General features: G+C 41.5%; 2 protein-coding genes. Both read right to left on the bottom strand.

What is annotated here, in order from left to right; genetic code table 11:
* Positions 1–67 precede the first annotated feature (67 nt).
* Positions 68–1822, bottom strand: coding sequence for a PAS domain-containing sensor histidine kinase (locus L0G63_RS13615; RefSeq protein WP_301451137.1), 1755 nt, complete (start codon positions 1820–1822; stop codon positions 68–70).
* A 36-nt stretch (positions 1823–1858) separates the two neighbouring features.
* On the bottom strand, positions 1859–2494 hold the full coding sequence (locus L0G63_RS13620) for a response regulator (RefSeq protein ID WP_301451138.1): 636 nt from the start codon (positions 2492–2494) through the stop codon (positions 1859–1861).
* Positions 2495–2650: the final 156 nt, after the last annotated feature.

Consider the following 2650-nt stretch of genomic DNA (forward strand, 5'->3'; position numbering starts at 1 on the left):
GAACAATTTTAGCGATCAGCAGTGCCTATTTGCGAATGTTCAACACGCCCTAAAGTTAATAAAGATTTTATTCAACCGTTTGAAAAGTGTTGTCAGCGTTGATAGCAGGTGAAATCACACGAAAACACGTTTTTTCGTGTTCAGAAATATAGAGTAAGCGTGCCTGATTGGCCTCACAAAAAGCTTGTGATAAGTACAGACCTAAACCAGTACCAGTCTTATCCGTGGTGAAAAAAGGATTAAACAAATGTTTTAAGTCTTCGTCGCTAACACCGTTGCCATCATCTAATATGTCAATTATAACATCGTTATCTACGCAGTAAATCTCAATTTCCACATAAGCATGAGGATGACTATAACTGCTATAGCGCAGACCGTTATTGATTAAATTTATCAAAATTTGCTCTAACTGATGCGGATCAAAAGAGATAGTGGGCTGATTTTTTATTCGTGGAAAAATGTCGTGTCCTCGAAAGTAGTTCTCCAAGAATGTTGGTATCCATACATGTAGATCAATGGGCTGCTGAGAGGCGGCTTGCTGACGAGACAGCTTTAATATATCTTCAATGATACGGTTCACACGCTTTGTTTGTGAAAATATCATTTCATAGAGCTCATGATTGCCTGCTATATCGATATTTTGTGTATTTGCTAATGCATTCTCGTTTGCCTCAAACTCTGTAAGGTCTTCCATCAATAGCTGACTGGCTTGCGAGATGGCAGCCAGTGGGTTTCTTATTTCATGCGCGATACTGGCAGTCAGTTGCCCAAGCGATGCCAGTTTTAATTGTTGGGCGCTGGCTTGTTCACGGCGCAAATCCTCCAAGAGAATTAATTTGCTATCTTCTTTTAAAGGGATAATCTGTACACGTAGCTTGCCAAATATGGAAGCATTGGCGATTTCAGGCACGTCGTAACTGAATGTACGCGATTGTCCTACAGCGACTGACAAGCACGCTTTTAGAAGCTGAGAATGCTGCTGGCGCAACTGCTCTTCAAAATTAAAGAGCGTGGCATGATGGATATCGTTTCTTATTTCTTCTGCATCAGCGAAACTCTCAGCCGTCTGTAATGACGCACTTTGTGTGATACTCAATAATTGGTGAGCTGCAAGGTTTGCAAGTACAACATGCTGTCGGTCGATGACGATGACGCCGTTGACCATTTGTGTGATCACTTCTTGATTGATGACATTGAGTCTTTCGACTTCTTCTGCGTGGCTTTGTGCTACTTTTTCAAGTTGTACCAATCGTTGGGAGATGGACCAGCTTAACCCACCAACGGCCAAAAAGCTGGCTGACATGAGTAAAGCATCCCCCAAGTTGGCTAGGTTTATACTATTGGCAATGGCATAAAAAAACTGCTGATAAATAACAAAAATGATCGCTAATAAAGTAATAACCAAGGCTTGTGAGCCATTCAACAGCATGAAACTGGCGGCGACAACGACCATATATAGCATGGTAATCTGTAAGTCAGGCTCACCTGCTGTATAAAGTAGCAAGCTTAAAATAATGACATCTAACACCAATCCAAATGCTAACTGACGTCGAACCTGCTTTTTAACCACATAAAACAACCCAAGCAAAATCAAGCTTAGCATGACATAAAAGCTGAGCGCTATTTGCTGCAAGAAGCTTGGGAGAGAGGCAGTATTATCGGCACGTGCAGATATGTATATCATCAGCATAGAAAAGACACTGAGGACAAAGCGATAACTGCTATAAATAATCCCTAATCTACGTAATTGCGGCAAGGAAAGGGTGTCATCATGATGCACATACTGAGTAATAGCAGAGACGAGGCTAGTAACAGATTTCATAAATTGACCATGATAATAAAGTGAGATATAAGCAATTTATGGTTGAATCAAGCCATGACGAATGGCCAGATGAGTCAACTTCACATCACTGTCAACGCCAACTTTTTCGTAAATACGGTAGCGATACGTATTGATGGTTTTGACACTGACAAATAACTGATCAGCAATCTGCTGCGGGCTTTGACAATTTACGACCATCATAGCCACCTGCTTTTCTCTGTCACTTAATAAGTCAAAGGGTGAGCTGGCATTATCAGACAATAAAACATCTGCCAGTTGTTCAGCGACATCTTGACTAAAATAGCGACCGCCTTGATAGATCTTTTTGACAGCACGTATCATCTCATCAAGCGGAGTGCCTTTAGTAATATACCCGTTGACGCCAGCTTTGATCAGCATGGAGGGATAAGGCTGTGCGGATATGCTGCTGACAGCCAAAATTTTGATCCCCATGTCTAGCTGAATCAGACGTTTGGTTGCCTCAAGGCCACCAATATTGGGCATATTCACGTCTAGCAAGACCACGTCAGGACGCAGCTGTTTGGCTTGTTTTATTGCCATATCGCCGCTATCTGCCTCGCCCACTACTTCAATATCGGCGCTGTCTGACAACATACGGCTGATACCCATCCGTACTAAATCGTGATCATCTACTACCAACACTTTAATCATCACCACACTCTTTATTATTTGTCAGAATGACTGTTCTCATATGGAGTAAACAATCAAAAAATAGAACTATTGTAAATTATTTTCTTATTTCCGAATATATGGAACACTAGGGCGTGTTGAACATTCGACCATGGCACTGACAGCGACTATTTTTTA

The sequence above is a fragment of the Psychrobacter sp. genome (assembly GCF_030454045.1).
In the GTDB taxonomy this organism is placed as follows: Bacteria; Pseudomonadota; Gammaproteobacteria; order Pseudomonadales; family Moraxellaceae; genus Psychrobacter.

Excerpts from the sequence above, each read along its gene's own strand:
- L0G63_RS13620 (WP_301451138.1), bottom strand. The coding sequence starts at position 2,494 with ATGATTAAAGTGTTGGTAGTAGATGATCACGATTTAGTACGGATGGGT.
- L0G63_RS13615 (WP_301451137.1), bottom strand. The coding sequence starts at position 1,822 with ATGAAATCTGTTACTAGCCTCGTCTCTGCTATTACTCAGTATGTGCAT.